The following is a 17,683-nucleotide window of genomic DNA, read 5'->3' on the forward strand; positions in this document are numbered from 1 at the left end:
CTCCAGCACCATCCGCACCGCGCGTTCGCGGACCTCAGGTGAATATCTGTTCGATGTCTTCCGCTTTTCCATTGCTCCATCCTACTCAAGAGTTGGAGCCTCCAGGATTCCCGGCGCGGTTCAGTCCGCGGCATGGCGGAAAGCACAATCTGCCGCGCTGGAATCCAGTACGGCCTGCCGAAACGCCGCAAAACCGGAAGCTGCCGGTAGATCGACAAGGCCAAAGCGTCCGATCGGGATGTGGGGGGCGAACTCGGAATCCATAGGATCGCCACAATGTGAGGCGAGACGCTCTCTGACAAGGTGCCAGCCGGTCGCATGTCCGCGCGCGGGTGCTGGCGTTGGGATATAAATTCTGAGATTTTGGGAACCATGAAAAAGACAAGTACTCGGATTGCGGTTGGCGCAACCCTTTGGCTGACGGGAGCGTTCATCGCGCATGCGAACCCGACGCCCCACGGCTCTTCGGCAACGACAATCGAACTGGAGGTAACCGGCAGTGCGGATCATGTGCCCGACGCCATGCTCGTCCGGCTTTCGGCCACAGCAAGCGCTCCGACCGCCGCCGATGCGCAACGCCGGATCAACGTGACGATGGCCGAGGCCTTGCGTGAGGCAGTCCGTATCAAGGGGTTGATGGCGACAACAGACGGGTATTCCGTGGTGCCCGACAATGCAAAACATACCGCTTGGCGCGCCCAGCAGGGCCTGACCCTGCGATTCGATGCGGCACCAGACTCAGCTGCGGCCAAGCCGGTACTCGCGCTGATCGGCCGGCTTCAGACCAAAAATATGCTGCTTGAGGGTCTCTCGGGCACGCTGAGCCCAAGTGTCACGCGGCAAACTCGCGATGCGGCGATCGGGGATGCAGTTGCCCAACTGCGGTCGGAAACCGCCGCGGCGGCGAAAGCCCTCGGCGAGCAGCCTGGGCAAATCACCCATCTGCGGCTCAATATCGCGTCGCCGATCCGGCCCTTTATGCGCGCCTTGCCGATGATGGCGGCGGCTGCACCCGCGCCTTCCGCCCAACCGGGGCCGATCCGCCAGGAGGTCAGCCTGTCAGCGACGATACTTCTGGAACCGCCGTCGCGTTGAGCGGCAGGCTCTCGGAGTCGAGCACTGCGATGATCGCCGCGGCGCAATCCCGCCAGCTTGGCGGGCGGAATTCACCGGCGATCCGGCGTTGCAGCGTGGCGACACGCTCGGGGTTAAGGATCAGCCCCGAGATGACGCGATAGGCATCGTTCAGATCGTCGGGATCAAAATAGGCACAGAAATCGCCGCCGGCTTCCGGGATCGAAGCCCGGTTCGACGCCGCAACAGGTTTGCCGAAGCTCAGGCTTTCGGTGACCGGCAATCCCCAGCCTTCGTAAAAGGACGGATATATGGTAAACATGCAGTCGCGATAGAGTGACGCGAGTTCCGCATCGCCGGGTCCCTCGATCAGCCGGAGCTTGCCGCCGAGCCAGTCCGCGTTTTCCGCCTGGGCAATCACGTCATGCGCCATCCAACCCACCCGGCCCGCGAAGACGAGGTCGGGCACCTGAGCTTCGGGCAGGCTGGCGAGAAGCCGGCGCCATAGTCTTAGCATCCCCGCATGATTTTTCCGGGGCTCCAGCGTCGAGACGAACAGAACGAACGGTCTTGGGTGCAGACTCGGAGCATCCACATCTGCTTGACCGGGGAAACTCGCCCCCATCGGCAGTTTGATGGCGCGCGGAATCCGCAATCCTTCCTGCCGGGCGTAACGTGCGACATCGCGTGCCGTCGCGTTCGAGTTGGCAAACACGATATCCGCACGGATCAGCACCTCCCGCGCCCACACCTCGAATCCCTCCGTCGTGCTCTTCACCGACCATTCCGGGAATAGAAGGGGCACCATGTCATGTACGAATGGCGCGAAGCGAACGCCGATCGCGCGCACGCGATCGATTTTCGCGGCATAGGACGGGAACTGCCAAGTCGCGCCGGTCGAGAGCAGAATATCGCCGGGCGCGAACGGCACGGGCCGATCGTTGACCGCATCATTCCGAGTAACTTCTTTAATTTGTTGTATTTTTTTCGGAGCAAACCGGCGCGGACGCATCCAGCGCCAACTATTGGCCACCAAGTCACGCAGGGCACGGGCTGCGTGGAACTGAGCGATGATCGCATGACCGAGAGCGCGTCCCGCATTTCGTTCGGCGATATAGGCTGTTGCGATCGGCCCGCGAAGGTCGAGCGGCAAGCGGCGGGCGGCGCGGCGGAGCGGAGAAACCTCGCTATGCGGTTCGCGACAGCCGGTCGCCACCGATTGGTCCGGCGCCTGCCCCTGAACGTCATGCATCGCGCCGCGAAGCTTTGCCTCGCAGTTCTGCCAGTCCAACTCGGTGAAGCCCGTTTCACCTGGGCCATGGCGGCAAACCCGCACGCGTCCTGCCCCGACCGCTACGAGGGCGCTGGCAAGATCGAGCGACAGGCGCTGAATTCCGCTCGGTCGGTTACCTGCGTAGAAATGACCGATCAGATCATCGACATCGACCCAGATCGTCATATCGCGCAACAATGGATGTCCGGTGTCCGCATGTGGCACGTGAAAGGCGCTCCCGTTTGTCGGCGAATCACATGTCCTTGATTGAATAGCATGAATTCGTTCTAACCAGGGTAACCCATAACGTCCATATCGCGGCCGTTTTAAATCGTGACAAAAACACCATCAATCGCCATCTTGACGTTAACGTTTGCGGTATGTACATATATTCATATTGGAATCGTGATTAAAACACGCAAACCGCCGAGCGGACTGTCGTCGAGCCGGATTTCACCGCCATGCGCCGCGATGATGTCGCGCGAAATCGCGAGACCAAGCCCGGTGCCGCTCGCACTGCCGCTTTCGAACGGTCGGAACATCTGCTCGCGCCGCTCTGGCGGAATGCCCGGCCCGTCATCGTCGATAGCGACACGCACCGTTCGTTCGCCTTCCGGCGCCGCCGCAATGCCGATCTGCCGCGCATGACGGGCCGCGTTGTCCAGCAAATTGGCAAGAGCGCGTCGTATCGCTTCCGGGCGCAGCACGACAGGCGGCAGTTCGGCGATGTCCAGAGTGATCGCCGCGCCGCCGCGCGCCGTACGTGCCGCCACCTCTTCGATCAGCAGGGCGAGATCGGTTTGCTGCGGCTGTTCGGCCCCCTCACCCCTCGCGAAAGCAAGGTAAAGTGAAACCAGCCGTTCCATTTCGTTGATGTCGCTCGCCATGCCGGCGATGTCGCCCACATCCGCCGGCAGCATGGCGATCGCCAGACGCAGCCGCGTCAAAGGCGTCCGTAGATCATGGGAGACGCCTGCAAGCATGGCGGTGCGCTGGGCAAGAAACCGGCGAATCCGATCCTGCATCCGGTTGAACGCGGTGCCGGCGCGGCGCACCTCGGTGGCGCCCTCTGGTCGGATCGGACCGGTATCGCGTCCCATGCCGAATGCCTCGGCGGCAAGTGCGAGGCGGCGGATTCCGCGCACCTGATTACGCAGAAACAGAATCGCCAGCCCGAGCAGAAGCACCGTCGAACCGCCCAGCCAGGCGAAGAAAATATAGAGCGCACCGATATACAGTCGCTTGCGTGGTACATCGACGGTCAGGACCCCGTTCGAAACCTGCACGTCGACACGGACCATGCCGGGCGGGCCGTGCCAGACCAGTGCAAAGGGCCGGCCAAGACCTGCGGTCAAGGCGCGGGCGAGATCGGTATCGACCGGGCCGAGCGCGTGCGGCAGGCGGCGAGGCCTAAGCGTGGCGTCGGGATGGAAGTGAAAGGCGAATTCGAACCGATAGGCGGCATTGGCATAGATCTGTCGGCGCGTCGCCGGATACTGATCCGCCTGATCGAGAACGAAGGCGATCTCGCCCGCGACGCTGCCGGCAAGCCGGCGCGACAGCGTATCCAGGTGGCTGCCGTAGAAAATCTGCAGTGCGACAGCCTCCAGCAATACCAGCGGCAACACCACGATCAGCAGGGTGCGGCCAAACAGGCTGCGGGGCAGGATTTTCCGCAGGGCCCGATCGGGCTCAAGCCCCTTGGGCGCGAGCTTCATTTGACGCTTTCGTGGTTCTTCACGGCCCCGGCTTCAGCACATAGCCTCGGCCGCGCACCGTCTGCAGAAAGCGCGGCTCGCGCGGATCGGTCTCGATCTTGCGGCGCAGCCGCGTTACCTGAACGTCGATGGCGCGTTCCCCGGCTTCGTCCATGCCGAGAATTTCCGCCAGTGCCTCGCGCGAAAGTACTTCGTTGGCGCGAGCGGCAAGCACCGCGAGCAGGCTTGTCTCGCCCCCGGTTAGGCGCATTGGCCCGCGTTCGGTGATCAATTCGCCGCGATTGGGGTCGAAACTGGCACTGCCGAGCAGGATCGGCCCCGCGTTCGCGGGTGGCGAGATAGTGCGGCGCAGCATGGCTCGAATCCGCAGCACCAGTTCACGCGGCTCAAAGGGCTTGCCTAAATAATCATCCGCGCCCGCTTCGAATCCGGCGATGCGATCCTCCGGCGCGCCGCGGGCGGTGAGCAACAGAATAGGCAGGCTGGGCGCCCGGTCGGCACGAAGCGATTCGGTGAGCGAGAGTCCGGATTCGTCGGGCATCATGACGTCGAGCACCAGCATGTCGGGATCGACGATGCGCAAGGTTTCCCGCGCGGCCGCGGCGCTTTCCGCGGTCGTGACCCGAAATCCCTGTTCGACCAGGTAGCGCGACATCAGCGTGCGCAGCCGCGCGTCATCGTCCACCAGCAGAATATGCGCGGCAGAGCCGTTCATCACGGCCTCATCGTTTCGCGGTTCGCGCCGCTTCGGCCCGGTCGAGATAGCTCCGGGCCTCGGTCTTCATCATGCCGCGCAGAACCTTGCGAAACCCTTCGACCGCCGGGCCGCCGGCCTCGCGAAACGCAGCGGTCAGGCGTTCGCGCTGCGTTTCGAACAGGCGGCGTTCCAGCGCAACTCCTTCCGGCGTGAGCGAAAGCAGACGCTGGCGGCGATCGACCCGGCCCGGTAGCTGCTGGACATACCCCTGGCGGATCAACGGGCCGAGTACACGCGCCAGGCTCTGCTTAGCAATGCCGAGGATCTGCAGTAACTCGCCCACAGGCAGGCCGGGATTTCGTCCGATGAAATGCAAGGCGCGGTGGTGGGCGCGACCGAACCCCATATCCGCCAGCATGGCATCCGCCGTGGCGACAAGATCGCGGTGGGCAAAGAAGATCATATCCTGAGCCAGACGCAATTCATCCTCGCGGAGGAATAGCAGACCGGCGGAGGGACCGGGTTGAGCGGATTTGTCATGCATGGCACGCTCACCATTACTGTTGTCTGCAGATCGTGATAAGACAGGGAATCTGGCTTTTTGTAAATCATCCTGAGCGAAAGCCGGGATTTGTTACAGATTTGCAATGCCAACCGTGCCTTGGCCGCGTCGGGATGACGATTTAAGGCTGTTTCGCGGTTTTCGCTGGCGAAAACCGCCATGACAAAAGGGGAGAATTCGACGATGAGCCTGGTTCCGTTTGACGACCGCGACGGCATGATCTGGTGGGATGGCGTCATGCGCCCCTGGCGAGACGCCAATCTCCACGTTCTCTCGCACGGGCTGCATTATGCCTCGGCGGTGTTCGAAGGCGAGCGGGCCTATGACGGCAACATTTTCCGCCTGCGCGACCACACCGACCGGCTGATCCAGTCGGGCAAGCTGCTGGGCTTCGAGATTCCGTTCACCGCCGATCAGATCGATGCCGCGTGCAAGGAGGTTCTCGCCGCCAACGGCCTGACCGACGCCTATATCCGCCCGCTCGCGTGGCGCGGTTCCGAACAGCTCGCGGTTTCGGCGCAGCAGACGAAAATCCACCTGGCGATCGCCGCCTGGGCCTGGCCCAACCTGTTCGGCAAGGACCGGATGAAGGGAATCCGGCTTGGAATGGCGGAATGGCGCCGGCCCGATCCGCGCACCGCGCCCACGGCGTCAAAGGCGGCCGGCCTCTACATGATCGGCACGCTCTCGAAACACGCCGCCGAAGCCGCCGGGTTCGACGACGCGCTGATGCTCACCTCCGACGGCCTCGTTGCCGAGGCAACGGGCGCGAACATCTTTTTTGCGATGGACGGGGCACTGCATACGCCGACGCCCGACTGTTTCCTCGACGGGATCACCCGCCGCACCGTGATGGCGCTGGCGCGCGCCCGGCAAATTCCAGTCCATGAACGCCGCATCCTACCGGAGGAAATGGCGCGCGCGACCGAGGTGTTTCTGGCCGGAACCGCCGCCGAGGTTACGCCGGTCCGGCAGATCGGCGATCTGTCGTTCACGCCGGGACAGATCACCGCAACCCTGATCGCCGATTACGACTCACTGGTGCGGATGCCGCCGGAGGAAGTCGCCAAGCGCGCTGCGTGACAGTTCCGCGCTTCTCCGACCACGCGGCAAACGAGCGCACCTTTCTGGCATGGGTGCGCACCGCGATCGCGGTGATGGCGTTCGGCTTCCTGGTCGAGCGGTTTGACATTTTTCTCAAAATTGCCGGCAAATCGCTCGGCAAAAAGGTCGCGATGTCCGGCCAGGTTACAGGTAGCCTGGTTGGACTCGCACTGATTATCGCCGGTGCCTTGATGGTGGCGGCGGCGATGCTTCGCTTCACCCGCAACCGCACCGCCATCAGCGCCGAGGAGACGCATAATGCCGAGGGCGACAAGCTCGATCTGGCCCTGGCCGGGCTGATCGTCGTGCTGGGTTTCGGGCTTGCGGTGTATCTGGGCCTGACGATGCTCAAGGGCTCCGGCCACGGCTGAGATGCCGCCTGTAGGCGGCCCGGCACGCCGGACTGCATTGCGCCGGATGGTCGTTCACCCGACACCGGGGAATCGTTAAATGTCGGGCGTGTCCTCTGCCCCGATCACCGCCGTCGCTACCGCTTCAGCACCCGCCATCCCGGTGCCGTGCCGACTGCCCTTGCTGCTCGGCTTCCTGATCGCGATCGGGCCGGTCTCGGTTGATATGTATCTGCCGGCCTTCCCCGCGATCGCGCACGATTTCCACGATGCGGCAGCACCCGGCCTCACCCTCGCCGCCTATTTCGCCGGGCTCGCGATGGGACAGATGACGCAGGGGCCGTTCTCCGACCGGGTCGGGCGGCGGCTTCCCATCCTGCTCGGGCTCGCTCTCTATATCTTAGCCTCTATCGGCTGTGCGCTGGCCTGGAGCACCGGATCGCTTTCGGCCTTCCGCCTTCTCGCGGCCTTTGGCGGCTCGGCCTCGGTGGTGATCCCGCGCGCCATGGTGCGCGACGTGGCGGACGGGCCGGCGGCCGCGATGCTGTTCTCCAAACTCATGCTCGTGATGGGGGTCGCACCGATCATCGCTCCCATATTGGGCAGCGTCGTCATCACCTTCGGCTCATGGCGCTGGATCTTCGTGCTTGCGGCGATTTATGGCGTGGTCGCCATCGGGTTGGTCTGGCGTCTGCTGCCCGACACGCTGTCCCCCGAGCGGCGCAGTCTGGTCGGCTTCCGCTCGATCCTGATCCGCTACGGCCAGATCACGACCGAGCGCAGCTTTCTCGCCCACGCGCTGACCGGCACCTTCGCGATCGGCGCGCTGTTCGCCTATCTCGCCGGCACGCCGGGCGTGTTCATCGGCGAATTCCGCTGGCAGCCGCTGGAATATGCCGCGCTATTCGGCGCTAATGCGGCGATCTATATCGGGTTCAACCAGTGGAATCCGCATCTGGTCGCCCGTGTCGGGCTGCGGCCGGTTATTACCGTCTCGGTGATTCTGCTGGCCCTGGGCGCTTTAGCGCTAACGATATCGTCCATGCTCGGCGGCGGGGCGGTCGCCATTGTGGCCGCCCTGTTCATCTGCCAGGCGAGTTACGGGTTCGCGCTGCCCAGCACCATGGTCGCCGCATTGTCGCGCCACGCGGCTCATGCCGGGTCTGCCTCGGCGCTGATGGGCACCTGGCAATATGTCGGCGGCGCGATCACCGGGGCGGTGGTCGGCGCTTTCGCCGACGGCACCGCGCGACCGATGGCGATCACCATGCTCGGCTGCGCGCTGTTCGCCTTCGCCGCCGCGGCGTTTCGCCCTCGTTCCGTTGTATAATCGGGTATAGGATGTCTCGTATGATCCAAATAATCGGCATTCCCGCCTGCACTAGAATAATCGCCAACCATCACCAGCACGCGACCCCCGCGCGCTATGGCGAAGCGTTGATCCGCGCCGCCGACGCGATTCCGCTGCTGATCCCGCCGGAGGGCGAGCGCATGATCGCCGTGCTCGACCGCCTGGACGGCATATTGTTCGACGGCAGCCCCAGCAACGTGGCGCCCGCGCGTTACGGCGTCGCCAGGGACGCCACGCCCGATGTGCATGACCCTGATCGCGATGCGACCACCCTGCCACTGATTCAGGAAGCCCTCGCACGCGGCATGCCGATTTTCGGGATTTGCCGGGGCATGCAGGAACTCAATGTGGCCCTCGGCGGCACGCTGCATCAGGAGGTCCACGAGGTTGCCGGACGGACGGATCATCGCGCCGGGACCGGCACCCGCGCCGAGCAGTTCGCGATCAAGCACGAGGTCGCGTTGACCGGCGCGCTCGCGCGGATCGTGAGTGCTGCGACGATCATGGTCAACTCGGTGCATGGTCAGGCGATCGATCGTCTTGCGCCGGGATTGGTCGTCGAGGGCGTCGCACCCGACGGCACGATCGAGGCGGTACGGGTCGAAACCGCAAGCGGCTTCGCGCTCGCCGTGCAATGGCACCCTGAATGGGAGGTGATGGCCTATCCCGACCGGGCGCGCCTGTTCGCGGCCTTCGGGCAGGCCTGTGCGGCGTATCGGCAGGGGCTCGCCCGCGCCGCCTGACTTTCGCGACGAACCGGGCTATATGACGCCAACATCGCATAAGGAGACGTCGCCATGGACGTTCAGACCATCGACAACCAGTATCAGCAATTGCAGAGTCAGGCGCAGCAGACCGTGCAGGAGTTGAAAGACCTCGCCGCCAAATTGCAGACCGCCTCACAGTCCGGCAATCAGGATGCACGCGAATGGCTGCTCGATCTGAAGGAAATCGCACTCGCGATCCAGGCCGAGCAGAATCAGGTAGCCAATCTGCTCCAGGCGTTGCACGGGTTCGTCGCCAACCAGTCCCAGCAGCTCAGCTCGGTGCCGCAGACCCAGCAGCCGCAAATGCAACAACCTTGGGGCGCGCCGCAGCCGCAGGGCTATCCGCAGCAACCCTATCCGCCTTACCCGCAGCAGGGCGGCGGCTTGCTGGGCGGCTTTCTGAATTCGGGTTTCGGCCGCGCGGTCGCGATGGGTGCCGGATTCGGCATCGGCGACGACATCATCAACAGCATTTTCTGATCGCAGCCCGATGAACTGGCTGACTGAGTTCGTCCGCCCGCGCATTCGCACCTTGCTCGGTCGCAAGGAGGCGCCGGACAATCTCTGGCACCAGTGCCCGTCCTGCCAGCAGATGATCTTCCATCGGGAGTTCGAGGCTGCCAGGAAGGTGTGCCCGCATTGCGGCCACCATATGCGCGCGAGCGCTGCCGAGCGCCTGGCCTGGACGTTTGACGAAGGAACGTTCCACAAGATCGATTTACCGAAAGCACCGGCAGATCCGCTGAAGTTTCAGGACAAGAAGCGCTACCCGGACCGTCTGGCCGATACGCGCAAGAAAACCGGAATGGAGGATGCCGTGCTGGTCGCCCATGGTAGCGTCGGTGGCCACAAAGCGGTCGTCGCCGCGATGGATTTCCGCTTCATGGGCGGTTCGATGGGAGCCGCGATGGGCGAGGCGCTGGTGGCGGCGGCACGGCTCGCGGTTCTGCAGCGCGCTGCGTTGATCGTGTTCACCGCATCGGGCGGGGCGCGGATGCAGGAGGGCCCGATCAGCCTGATGCAGATGCCGCGCACCACCATTGCCGTGCAGATGGTCCGCGAGGTGGGCCTGCCCTATATCGTCGTGCTCACCGATCCCACCACCGGCGGCGTTACCGCCTCTTTCGCGATGCTCGGCGACATCCAGATCGCCGAGCCGAACGCATTGATCGGCTTCGCCGGCGCGCGGGTGATCGAGGAAACCATCCGCGAGAAGCTGCCGCCAGGGTTCCAGCGGGCGGAATATCTTCTCGAGCACGGCATGATCGACATGGTGGTGCCGCGCGGCGAACTGACACCCATGATCGGAAGGCTGCTCGGATTGCTGAGGGTCGCGCCGGCGGAGCAGCGCGCGGCGTGACCCGGATCGATGCGCGGCTGGAGCGGCTTCATACCCTCTATCCGCGCCTGATCGACCTGCGCCTGGAGCGGCTGGAACGGTTGCTCGCCGCCCTCGGCAACCCGGAACGCCGCCTGCCGCCCATTATTCATGTGGCCGGCACCAACGGCAAGGGCAGCACCTGCGCCTTCATCCGCGCGATCGCCGAAGCGGCCGGACTCAGGCCGCACGTCTACACCTCGCCGCATCTGGTGCGGTTCAACGAGCGCATCCGCATTGCCGGGGCGCTAGTGGATGATGACGTGCTTGACGCAGCGCTGGCCGAGATCGAACGAGTTAACGATACCGCCCCCATCACTGTGTTCGAGGCAATCACCGCCGCGGCGTTCCTGTTATTTGCAGCGCAGGATGCCGATCTCGCGGTGATCGAGGTAGGGCTCGGGGGCACCTTTGATGCGACCAACGTGATCCCGCCGCCAGTGGCAGCGGGGATCACCGCGATCTCGCTCGATCATCGTGAGTTTCTGGGTGATACAGAAACGGTGATCGCGCGGGAAAAAGCCGGCATCATCAAGCCGGACGTCTACACGGTCACCGGAACCCAGCCGCCCGACATCTTCGCGGTGATCGAGGAAACCGCACGCGGCAAAGGCGCATCACTCGCCGCCCGCGGCCGGGAATGGTTCGTGACCCCCTCCGCACAGAGCTTCGGGTTCGAGGATGCGCGCGGGCGGCTCGATTTGCCGCACCCTTCGCTGGGCGGAGCCCATCAGTTCGACAATGCGGGTATCGCAATCGCATCCCTGCGCGGCAGCGGTATTGCGATCCCGGAAGACGCGTTTGCCACGGGCATGATTCGCGCGGAATGGCCGGCACGATTGCAGCGTCTCGCTTCGCCCTTCGTCGATCTGCTGCCATCGGGCTCGTCGCTCTGGCTCGACGGCGCCCATAATCCAGGCGGTGCCCATGCCATCGCAGGCGTTTTGCGGGACTGGCCGGGGCCGACTCATCTCATCGTCGGGATGAAGCAGTCGAAAGATTGCGCCGAATTCCTGCGCATCGTGATGCCACATGCCGCGAGTATTCAGGCGGTTGCGGAACCGGAACAGCATCTGGCGTTGCCGGTGGACCAGATCGTCGCGGCTTCGGGCGGCATCGCGACCGTCGGCCCGGATGTCGCGACGGCACTGCGGCGCCTCGCCGAAGATGGCGAGGCCAAGCGTGTCATGATCTGCGGCTCGCTCTATCTTGCGGGAGTGATCCTTGCACGAGCCCAAGCATTCGCTTCGGTGTCAGGATAATACCAGAAAGCGATCAGGAAACCCCATGTTCATCACTGTTGACGAGATTGCGGTGCATGTTCGGGTGGAAGGTCCGGCGGGTGGAGTGCCTTTGGTCCTGCTTCATTCGTTAGGCACCAGTTCGCATATATGGGATGCGCAAGCGGAAGTGCTGGCGCGATCGTTCCGGGTGATCCGGCCCGATCTGCGCGGTCATGGGCTGACCGAGGCGACGTCGGGCGATTATACGATGGCGCTGCTGGCGGAGGATCTCGCTGGACTGCTCGATGCGCTGGATATCGGCCGCGTGCATCTCGGCGGCATTTCGATCGGCGGCATGATCGCACAGGAATTCGCCGCGACCCATCCCGAGCGCGTCGCCTCGCTAATCCTCTGCGATACCGCGATGGCGATTCCGCCCGTCGAGCTCTGGCGCGAACGGATCGCCACGGTGCGCGCGCAGGGCATCGGCGCGATCGAAGAGGCCGTGCTGGCGCGCTGGGTGACGTCGGGATTCGTCGCCGCACCCGAGGCGCGCGGCCTGCGCGCGATGCTGCGCACCACCAGCGTCGATGGCTATGCCGGCTGCGCCGCCGCGATCGCTGCAGCCGACCTCGCCGCATGCACGAGCACGCTGCGCACGCCTGCGGTGGTGATCGTGGGCGACAGCGATCTCGCCACGCCGATTGCCTCGTCGCAAGCCTTGCACGGCACGATTTCCGGCTCCGCATTGATCGTGATCAAGGGTGCGGCCCATATTCCGACGGTCGAGAAACCCGCTGCGGTCACCAAGGCGATCGTCGATTTCCTGACGCCGCGCGCCGAGCCTTACGAAGCCGGCCTCGCGGTGCGCAAGCAGGTGCTGGGCGATGCCCATGTCGCGCGTTCGTTCGCCAACGCCACCGAGTTCGACCGCGACTTCCAGCGTTTCATCACCGAAACCGCCTGGGGGAAAATCTGGACGCGGCCGGGGCTGGACCGGCGCGCCCGCTCGCTGCTGACCCTGGCGATCACCGCCGCGCTGGGGCGCGAGGAGGAATTCAAGCTGCATCTGCGCGCGACCCGCAATACCGGCGCTTCGCATGAAGAGATCGCCGAAGCGCTGATGCACACGGCGATCTATGCCGGTGTGCCGGCGGCGAACGCGGCGTTTCGCATGGCCAAGGAAGTCTTCAAGGAAACCCCATGATGATCGACACGACTCCGTTCCGTGCTCTGACGCCGGATACCCAGCCGCCTTATCTGGCGCCGGAGTATCGCAGCACGGTACTGCGTTCGCCCCGTTCGGCCCCGGTCGCGATCCCGCAGACCATCACCGAACTGACCGGGCCGGTTTTCACTGCGCCACAATTCCCGCCGACCGACAATCTCGCGCTGACCGATGGACGCGAGGCGCTGGGCGAACGCATCATCGTCACCGGAAGAGTGCTGGACGAGGATGGCAAGCCGGTGCCGCATTCCATGATCGAGATCTGGCAAGCCAATGCCGCCGGGCGCTATGCCCATCCAGGCGATACCCACGATGCCCCGCTCGACCCGAATTTCAGAGGCAGCGGCCGGGTGTTCACCGATCAGAATGGCGCCTATCGCTTCGTCACGATCAAGCCCGGTGCCTATCCATGGGGCAATCACCATAACGCGTGGCGGCCGAACCACATCCATGTCTCGCTGTTCGGGCCGGGCTTCGCGACACGGCTGATCACCCAGATGTATTTCCCCGGCGATCCGCTGCTCGACCTCGACCCGATCTTTCTCGCAACCCCCGACGCCGATGCGCGCAACCGGCTGATCGCCGCCTTCGATATCGGCGTCACCGAACCGGGTCGCGCCCTCGGCTACCACTTCGATATCGTGCTGCGCGGCCGGCACGCCACGCCGATGGAAAACTGACGGAATGTTTGCCACCGCCAGCCAGACCATCGGCCCTTTTTGGCACCTGATCGACGATCCCGCCTGGTTCGATCTCACCCGCTTCGGCGCCGAAGGCGAGCGCATCGCCATCGAAGGCCGCATGACCGACGGCGCCGCTGCCGGCGTGACCGACGCGGCGATCGAACTGTTCCAGACTTCGCCCGCGCGTTCGGCAAGCTTTCCCGGCTATGGCCGCACCGCGACCGGAAGCGACGGGACATTCCGCTTCGTCACGATCAGACCGGAGCCGTTGTCCGGTCCCGCCGGTGCGCGCGGCAACGCGCTCCAGGCACCGCATTGCGGCATCGCGATCTTCGCGCGCGGCCTGCTGAAACCGCTGTTCACGCGGGTCTATTTCGCCGGCGAAGCCCTGAACGAGACCGACCCGATCCTCGCCCTGATCGACCCGCCTTCGCGCCGCCCCACCCTGATCGCGCGACAAATCGCCCCCGCGCGCTACCATCTCGACATCAGCCTGCAAGGCGACGCCGAAACCGTCTTCCTGGAGTTCTGACCGATGGCCGAAGCCTTCATCTGCGACTACATCCGCACGCCGTTCGGCCGCTATGGCGGGGCGCTGGCTTCGGTGCGCACCGACGACCTCGCTGCCATCCCGATCCGCGCCTTGCTTGCGCGCAACCCTTCGCTTGACCCCGCGCTGATCGACGAGGTTCTGCTCGGCTGCGCCAATCAGGTGGGCGAGGACAACCGCAACGTCGCGCGCATGGCGGCGCTGCTGGCGGCCCTGCCGGAAAGCATTCCCGGCGGCACGATCAACCGGCTGTGCGGCTCCGGCCTCGACGCGGTGGGCACCGCCGCGCGCGCGATCCGCGCTGGAGAGGCCGAAATGATCGTCGCCGGCGGGGTCGAGAGCATGACCCGCGCGCCCTTCGTAATGGGTAAGAGCGCGGAAGCCTTCGGCCGCGCCGCCGAGCTGTTCGACACCACGATCGGCTGGCGCTTCGTCAATCCGGTCATGCGCGTCCGGTATGGCACCGACTCTATGCCCGAAACCGGTGAAAACGTCGCCGCCGAATTCCAGATCAGCCGCGCCGATCAGGATAAGTTCGCCTACGCCAGCCAACAGAAATGCAAAACCGCGCAGAACGCCGGATTTTTCGCCGGCGAGATCGTGCCGGTCACGCTCAAGAGCCGCAAAGGCGAGACCGTGGTCGATACCGACGAACACCCGCGCCCCGAAACCACGCTGGAGGGGCTGGCCAAGCTGAAAACCCCGTTCCGCGATCCCGGCAGCGTCACCGCTGGCAACGCCTCGGGGGTGAACGACGGCGCGGCCGCCTTGATCGTGGCGTCCGAGGCGGCGGCGCAGCGGTATGGGCTGACCCCGCGCGGACGCATCGTCGCGATGACGACGGCGGGCGTGCCGCCGCGCATCATGGGCATCGGCCCGGTGCCCGCCACCGAAAAACTCCTGGCGAAAGCCGGGATTGCGCTGAACGCGATCGACACGATCGAACTGAACGAGGCGTTCGCGAGCCAGGCGCTCGCGGTGACGCGCCGGCTCGGGATCGAGGATGGCGACGACCGGGTCAATCCGCATGGCGGGGCGATCGCGCTCGGCCACCCGCTCGGCGCCTCCGGTGCACGGCTGGCCGGCACCGCCTTGCGCGCCCTGGAAACCGACGGCGGCAAACGCGCCATCGCCACCATGTGCATCGGCGTCGGCCAGGGGATTGCCATGCTGATCGAACGGATCTGACACGATGTCATTATCGCTGCCCGAGACGATGGCGTCCACGCCGGCGATGCGCGCCATCTTCGATGCGCGCGGCGCCGCCCAGGCGATGCTCGATGTCGAGGCGGCACTCGCCCGCGCCAACGCCGCGATCGGCGCAATTTCCACCGCCGCCGCCGCCGCGATCGCCAAAGCCTGCGATGCAACCACGATCGATCTGGATGCGCTCGCGCGCGATGGTGCGAGTGCCGGCACGGTGGTGATTCCATTGGTCGCCTGGTTGCGCGCGCAAGTGCCGGACCATGCGGATGCGGTACATCGCGGCGGCACCTCGCAGGACGTGGTCGACACCGCGCTGGTGCTGCAATTGCGGCGCGGCCTCGAGCTCCTCGACGCCGACATCGCCGCGATGGCGGATGCCGCCGCGCGTCTCACCCGCGACCACGCGGCAACACCGATGATCGCCCGCACATTGCTGCAACCCGCTTTGCCGACGACCTTCGGATTAAAGGCGGCAAACTGGCTCGTGGCGCTCGATGACGCACGGTTAGCGCTACGCGACGCCCAGCACCCCGCCCTGACGCTCCAGTTCGGCACCGCCGCCGGCACGCTCGATGGATTCGGCACAAATGCCCAACACGCGACCGAAACCCTCGCCGCCGCGCTCGATCTCCCCGTCCCTCCGCTGCCCTGGCACACGCGCCGCGCACCGCTCGCCCGGCTCGGCTGCACTATCGCCGCGGCGATCGGCGGGTTCGGCAAAATTGCCACCGATAGTCTGCTCCTCATGCAGGCTGAAATCGCCGAGGTTCACGAACCGGTGACGCCAGGGCGCGGCGGATCGTCGGCGATGGCGCATAAGCGCAACCCGACCCTGTCGATCGCCGTGCGCGCCGCCTCGCTCCGCGCCCCGCATCTGGCCGCGACTTTACTCGCCGCCATCCCGCAGGAACACGAACGCGCCGCCGGCGCCTGGCAGGCCGAGCAATCGGTTTGGCCCGACCTGATGCTGACCGCGAGCGGCGCTTTCGCCGCCCTGCGCGAGGCGCTGGACGGTCTGACCGTCGATGCGGACGCGATGGCGCGCAATCTCCGCCACGCGCCCGCCATCCCGGCATCGGCGGCGATCCCCGCGCTGATCGCCCAAGCTCTCGACCATCACGACACGATCACGAAAGCCCTTCACCCATGATCGACAAATTCGTCCCCGATATCGATGCGGCGCTCGAGGGCATCGGCGACGGCGCGACCATCATGGTCGGCGGTTTCGGCGCGGTCGGCCAGCCGCACGCGCTGGTCGATGCCCTCGGCGAGCGCGGACTGCGCGACCTGACCATCATCGCCAACAACGCGGGCGGGGATTTCGGCGGTCTGCCCAAGCTGATCGCCCAGGGCGCGATCCGCAAGGTGATCTGCTCCTATCCGCGCGCCTCCGGCAAAACCGCGTTCGACGCGCTTTACGCCCAAGACCGGATCGAGCTTGAACTGGTCCCCCAGGGCACCCTCGCCGAGCGCATCCGCGCGGCGGGCGCCGGCATTCCCGCCTTCTTCACCCCGACCGGCGCCGGCACCCAACTCGCCGAAGGCAAGGAAATCCGCATCATCAACGGCAGGCCCTGCATTCTGGAAACCGCACTCGCCGCCGAATTCGCGCTGATCGAAGCGTGGGAAGCCGATCGCTGGGGCAACCTCACCTATCGGCGCACCGGACGCAATTTCAATCCGCTGATGGCGAGTGCAGCAACCCTCACCATCGCGCTCGCCCATCGCAAGCGCGAACTCGGCGCGATCGACCCGGATGCCGTCATCACCCCCGGCCTGTTTGTCGACCGGATCTTTATCGCGGAGACCACATCATGAGCGAAACCCGGATCAAAGGCTGGTCGCGGACCGAGATGGCGGCGCGCGCCGCCGCCGATATTCCCGAGGGCTGGGCGGTCAATCTCGGCATCGGCCTGCCCACGCTGATCGCCAATTACGTTCCCGCCGAACGCGAGGTGATGTTCCATTCCGAGAACGGCGTCCTCGGTGTCGGCCCGGCGCCCGACGCGGGCGCGGAAGATATCTGGCTGATCAACGCCGGCAAACAGCCGATCACCTTGCGTCCTGGCGCTTCCATCGTCGGCCAGGCCGACAGTTTCGGCATCATCCGCGGCGGCCATCTCGATCTCTGCGTGCTCGGCGGCTACGAGGTCGCGGCCAATGGCGATCTCGCCAACTGGTCCACCGGCAAGCCGGGCGAAGCGCCCGCCGTCGGCGGCGCAATGGATCTCGGCGCCGGCGCGAAACGCGTCTGGGTGCTGATGGAACACACCACCAGGGATGGCCGTCCGAAACTGGTCGAGCGCTGCGCCTATCCGCTCACCGCGCTCGGCTCGGTCACCCGAATCTACACCGATCTCGCCGTCATCGACGTCACTAAGCAGGGCTTTCTACTCCGCGACTGCGCTCCGGGTGCCAGTCACGCCGATGTGCAGGTCAAAACCGGCGCTACGCTTCACCGGCAATAATTTCGAGCGCCTCTAACACGCATCATATGGATTCATAGGGAGTGAAGCATG

The 17,683-nt window shown here is 65.2% G+C and carries 19 protein-coding genes; 15 read left to right on the forward strand and 4 right to left on the reverse strand.

Translation table 11 applies throughout. The features are described from left to right. Positions 1-372 precede the first annotated feature (372 nt). Complete coding sequence (locus tag L2A60_RS15485) at positions 373-1,095, forward strand: SIMPL domain-containing protein (protein ID WP_235705351.1); 723 nt, start codon at positions 373-375, stop codon at positions 1,093-1,095. Here the strand turns inward: L2A60_RS15485 and L2A60_RS15490 are convergent. From L2A60_RS15490 to L2A60_RS15505, 4 genes are all read right to left on the reverse strand, one after another. Next, on the reverse strand, positions 1,052-2,572 hold the full coding sequence (locus L2A60_RS15490) for a glycosyltransferase family 4 protein (protein ID WP_235705352.1): 1,521 nt from the start codon (positions 2,570-2,572) through the stop codon (positions 1,052-1,054). The two genes, L2A60_RS15485 and L2A60_RS15490, sit on opposite strands and share 44 nt — an antisense overlap. Positions 2,573-2,739: 167 nt before the next feature. Then, the gene (locus tag L2A60_RS15495; RefSeq protein ID WP_235705353.1) at positions 2,740-4,065 is read right to left on the reverse strand and encodes an ATP-binding protein; all 1,326 of its coding nucleotides are present in this window, start codon (positions 4,063-4,065) and stop codon (positions 2,740-2,742) included. A gap of 19 nt (positions 4,066-4,084) precedes the next feature. Then, on the reverse strand, positions 4,085-4,780 hold the full coding sequence (locus tag L2A60_RS15500) for a response regulator (protein ID WP_235705354.1): 696 nt from the start codon (positions 4,778-4,780) through the stop codon (positions 4,085-4,087). A gap of 7 nt (positions 4,781-4,787) precedes the next feature. Next, positions 4,788-5,306, reverse strand: a complete 519-nt coding sequence (locus L2A60_RS15505) for a MarR family winged helix-turn-helix transcriptional regulator (protein WP_235705355.1) — start codon at positions 5,304-5,306, stop codon at positions 4,788-4,790. 201 nt (positions 5,307-5,507) lie between these two features. On the opposite strand from L2A60_RS15505, the gene L2A60_RS15510 reads away from it, so the two are divergent. The 14 genes from L2A60_RS15510 to L2A60_RS15575 all read left to right on the forward strand — a co-directional run bounded on the left by L2A60_RS15510 (position 5,508) and on the right by L2A60_RS15575 (position 17,632). Next, positions 5,508-6,407 carry a branched-chain amino acid aminotransferase gene (locus L2A60_RS15510; RefSeq protein WP_235705356.1) on the forward strand — a complete coding sequence of 300 codons (900 nt, stop codon included), beginning with the start codon at positions 5,508-5,510 and terminating at the stop codon, positions 6,405-6,407. Next, entirely contained in the window at positions 6,404-6,799 is a 396-nt protein-coding gene (locus L2A60_RS15515) for a YidH family protein (RefSeq protein WP_235705357.1), read from the forward strand. The genes L2A60_RS15510 and L2A60_RS15515 overlap by 4 nt, the downstream gene beginning before the upstream one ends. Positions 6,800-6,878: 79 nt before the next feature. Next, on the forward strand, positions 6,879-8,108 hold the full coding sequence (locus tag L2A60_RS15520) for a multidrug effflux MFS transporter (RefSeq protein ID WP_235705358.1): 1,230 nt from the start codon (positions 6,879-6,881) through the stop codon (positions 8,106-8,108). A 20-nt stretch (positions 8,109-8,128) separates the two neighbouring features. Further along, entirely contained in the window at positions 8,129-8,872 is a 744-nt protein-coding gene (locus L2A60_RS15525; RefSeq protein WP_235705359.1) for a gamma-glutamyl-gamma-aminobutyrate hydrolase family protein, read from the forward strand. Between the two features lie 54 nt (positions 8,873-8,926). Further along, positions 8,927-9,376 carry a hypothetical protein gene (locus L2A60_RS15530; protein ID WP_235705360.1) on the forward strand — a complete coding sequence of 150 codons (450 nt, stop codon included), beginning with the start codon at positions 8,927-8,929 and terminating at the stop codon, positions 9,374-9,376. Positions 9,377-9,386: 10 nt separating this feature from the next. Then, positions 9,387-10,256, forward strand: a complete 870-nt coding sequence (gene accD, locus L2A60_RS15535) for an acetyl-CoA carboxylase, carboxyltransferase subunit beta (RefSeq protein ID WP_235705361.1) — start codon at positions 9,387-9,389, stop codon at positions 10,254-10,256. Beyond that, positions 10,253-11,536 (forward strand): bifunctional folylpolyglutamate synthase/dihydrofolate synthase, encoded by a 1,284-nt coding sequence (locus L2A60_RS15540; RefSeq protein WP_235705362.1) that lies wholly within the window; start codon positions 10,253-10,255, stop codon positions 11,534-11,536. Before accD ends, L2A60_RS15540 begins: the two co-directional genes overlap by 4 nt. A gap of 25 nt (positions 11,537-11,561) precedes the next feature. Beyond that, positions 11,562-12,704 (forward strand): bifunctional 3-oxoadipate enol-lactonase/4-carboxymuconolactone decarboxylase PcaDC, encoded by a 1,143-nt coding sequence (gene pcaDC / locus L2A60_RS15545; RefSeq protein WP_235705363.1) that lies wholly within the window; start codon positions 11,562-11,564, stop codon positions 12,702-12,704. Next, positions 12,704-13,405: a protocatechuate 3,4-dioxygenase subunit beta gene (gene pcaH / locus L2A60_RS15550; RefSeq protein ID WP_235705364.1), complete on the forward strand. Its 702-nt coding sequence runs from the start codon at positions 12,704-12,706 to the stop codon at positions 13,403-13,405. Before pcaDC ends, pcaH begins: the two co-directional genes overlap by 1 nt. Positions 13,406-13,409: 4 nt before the next feature. After that, the gene (gene pcaG / locus L2A60_RS15555) at positions 13,410-13,940 is read left to right on the forward strand and encodes a protocatechuate 3,4-dioxygenase subunit alpha (protein ID WP_235705365.1); all 531 of its coding nucleotides are present in this window, start codon (positions 13,410-13,412) and stop codon (positions 13,938-13,940) included. Positions 13,941-13,943: 3 nt separating this feature from the next. After that, entirely contained in the window at positions 13,944-15,146 is a 1,203-nt protein-coding gene (pcaF, locus tag L2A60_RS15560) for a 3-oxoadipyl-CoA thiolase (RefSeq protein ID WP_235705366.1), read from the forward strand. 4 nt (positions 15,147-15,150) lie between these two features. Continuing rightward, the gene (gene pcaB, locus L2A60_RS15565) at positions 15,151-16,314 is read left to right on the forward strand and encodes a 3-carboxy-cis,cis-muconate cycloisomerase (RefSeq protein WP_235705367.1); all 1,164 of its coding nucleotides are present in this window, start codon (positions 15,151-15,153) and stop codon (positions 16,312-16,314) included. Beyond that, on the forward strand, positions 16,311-16,982 hold the full coding sequence (locus L2A60_RS15570; RefSeq protein WP_235705368.1) for a 3-oxoacid CoA-transferase subunit A: 672 nt from the start codon (positions 16,311-16,313) through the stop codon (positions 16,980-16,982). The genes pcaB and L2A60_RS15570 overlap by 4 nt, the downstream gene beginning before the upstream one ends. Beyond that, positions 16,979-17,632 carry a 3-oxoacid CoA-transferase subunit B gene (locus L2A60_RS15575; RefSeq protein ID WP_235705369.1) on the forward strand — a complete coding sequence of 218 codons (654 nt, stop codon included), beginning with the start codon at positions 16,979-16,981 and terminating at the stop codon, positions 17,630-17,632. Before L2A60_RS15570 ends, L2A60_RS15575 begins: the two co-directional genes overlap by 4 nt. Positions 17,633-17,683 lie beyond the last annotated feature (51 nt).

It is taken from the genome of Acidiphilium iwatense, from assembly GCF_021556475.1.
GTDB lineage: Bacteria > Pseudomonadota > Alphaproteobacteria > Acetobacterales > Acetobacteraceae > Acidiphilium > Acidiphilium iwatense.

What these genes read in the sequence shown, in the direction of transcription:
- L2A60_RS15485 (WP_235705351.1), top strand. Translation starts at nt 373, where the DNA reads ATGAAAAAGACAAGTACTCGGATTGCGGTTGGCGCAACCCTTTGGCTG.
- L2A60_RS15495 (WP_235705353.1), bottom strand. Translation starts at nt 4,065, where the DNA reads ATGAAGCTCGCGCCCAAGGGGCTTGAGCCCGATCGGGCCCTGCGGAAA.
- L2A60_RS15500 (WP_235705354.1), bottom strand. Translation starts at nt 4,780, where the DNA reads ATGAACGGCTCTGCCGCGCATATTCTGCTGGTGGACGATGACGCGCGG.
- L2A60_RS15505 (WP_235705355.1), bottom strand. Translation starts at nt 5,306, where the DNA reads ATGCATGACAAATCCGCTCAACCCGGTCCCTCCGCCGGTCTGCTATTC.
- L2A60_RS15510 (WP_235705356.1), top strand. Translation starts at nt 5,508, where the DNA reads ATGAGCCTGGTTCCGTTTGACGACCGCGACGGCATGATCTGGTGGGAT.
- L2A60_RS15520 (WP_235705358.1), top strand. Translation starts at nt 6,879, where the DNA reads ATGTCGGGCGTGTCCTCTGCCCCGATCACCGCCGTCGCTACCGCTTCA.
- L2A60_RS15525 (WP_235705359.1), top strand. Translation starts at nt 8,129, where the DNA reads ATGATCCAAATAATCGGCATTCCCGCCTGCACTAGAATAATCGCCAAC.
- L2A60_RS15530 (WP_235705360.1), top strand. Translation starts at nt 8,927, where the DNA reads ATGGACGTTCAGACCATCGACAACCAGTATCAGCAATTGCAGAGTCAG.
- accD (WP_235705361.1), top strand. Translation starts at nt 9,387, where the DNA reads ATGAACTGGCTGACTGAGTTCGTCCGCCCGCGCATTCGCACCTTGCTC.
- pcaDC (WP_235705363.1), top strand. Translation starts at nt 11,562, where the DNA reads ATGTTCATCACTGTTGACGAGATTGCGGTGCATGTTCGGGTGGAAGGT.
- pcaH (WP_235705364.1), top strand. Translation starts at nt 12,704, where the DNA reads ATGATCGACACGACTCCGTTCCGTGCTCTGACGCCGGATACCCAGCCG.
- pcaG (WP_235705365.1), top strand. Translation starts at nt 13,410, where the DNA reads ATGTTTGCCACCGCCAGCCAGACCATCGGCCCTTTTTGGCACCTGATC.
- pcaF (WP_235705366.1), top strand. Translation starts at nt 13,944, where the DNA reads ATGGCCGAAGCCTTCATCTGCGACTACATCCGCACGCCGTTCGGCCGC.
- pcaB (WP_235705367.1), top strand. Translation starts at nt 15,151, where the DNA reads ATGTCATTATCGCTGCCCGAGACGATGGCGTCCACGCCGGCGATGCGC.
- L2A60_RS15570 (WP_235705368.1), top strand. Translation starts at nt 16,311, where the DNA reads ATGATCGACAAATTCGTCCCCGATATCGATGCGGCGCTCGAGGGCATC.
- L2A60_RS15575 (WP_235705369.1), top strand. Translation starts at nt 16,979, where the DNA reads ATGAGCGAAACCCGGATCAAAGGCTGGTCGCGGACCGAGATGGCGGCG.